This window comes from Micromonospora sp. NPDC023888, assembly GCF_040639415.1.
Taxonomy (GTDB): Bacteria; Actinomycetota; Actinomycetes; order Mycobacteriales; family Micromonosporaceae; genus Micromonospora.
The window spans coordinates 1-1,210 of record NZ_JBEZZW010000104.1 but is presented as its reverse complement, the minus strand read 5'-3'; the positions used below and the strand labels follow the sequence as shown (position 1 = coordinate 1,210).

General features: G+C 72.6%; 1 protein-coding gene. It reads left to right on the top strand.

Going from position 1 to position 1,210, the window contains the following annotated elements:
• A partial coding sequence (gene eccCa / locus AB0F61_RS34230; RefSeq protein WP_357818553.1) for a type VII secretion protein EccCa occupies positions 1–1,210 on the top strand: 1,210 nt, incomplete at both ends.

The following is a 1,210-nucleotide window of genomic DNA, read 5'->3' as shown; positions in this document are numbered from 1 at the left end:
GCACGTCCAGGCGCCCGGCCCCGGCGACGGCGCGGGCAGCCGCCGCATGATCACCACGGACTCGCGGGACCTCCAGGACATGCTGGCCGTACGCCTGGAAGGGCGCCCCCGCTTCCACGGCGGCGGCCAGCCGCTGCTGGACCAGCCGCACATCGTCGTTGTCCTCGACGGCCAGTCGGTCCCCGCGATGTCGGCGCTCGCCGCCCCGGAGGGCATCCAGGGCGTGACGATCATCGAGGTCGTACCGGGCGAGCTGCACGGGCCGCGCGGCGGACTGTCGGTGACCGTGCGCCCCGACTCCCTCCGCCTGGAGTCCGGCCACGGTCACGTGTACGACGGGACACCCGACCGCCTCGGGCCGGAGGCCGCGGAGGCGCTCGCCCGCCAGCTCGCCCCGCTGCGCATCGCCTCGGGCTCGGACGACGACGAACCGCTCCTCGCCAACCTGGACTTCACCGACCTGCTGAACCTCGGCGACGCCGCGTCGGTCGACGTCAGCCGCACCTGGCGGCCGCGGTCGCAGTCGGAGCGGCTGCGGGTGCCCATCGGTGTGGGCGAGGACGGCTCCCCGGTGATGCTGGACCTGAAGGAGGCCGCCCAGGAGGGCATGGGGCCGCACGGCCTGTGCGTCGGCGCCACCGGTTCCGGCAAGTCCGAACTGCTGCGGACCCTGGTGCTGGGCCTCGCCGTCACGCACTCGTCCGAGACCCTCAACTTCGTCCTCGCCGACTTCAAGGGCGGCGCCACCTTCGCGGGCATGTCCCAGATGCCGCACGTCGCCGCGGTCATCACCAACCTCGCGGACGACCTGACGCTGGTCGACCGCATGGGCGACTCCATCCGCGGCGAGCTCAACCGGCGCCAGGAGATGCTGCGCGACGCCGGCAACTACGCCAACATCCACGACTACGAGAAGGCGCGGGCCGCCGGAGCGCCGCTCCAGCCGATCCCCTCCCTCGTCCTGGTCATCGACGAGTTCAGCGAACTCCTCACCGCCATGCCGGACTTCATCGAGATGTTCGTGCAGATCGGCCGCATCGGCCGGTCCCTCGGCGTGCACCTGCTGCTGGCGTCCCAGCGCCTGGAGGAGGGCCGGCTGCGCGGCCTGGAGACCTACCTGTCGTACCGGATCGGCCTGCGGACGTTCTCCGCGGCCGAGTCGCGTGCGGCGATCGGTGTGCCCGACGCGTACTCGCTGCCCAACGTCCCC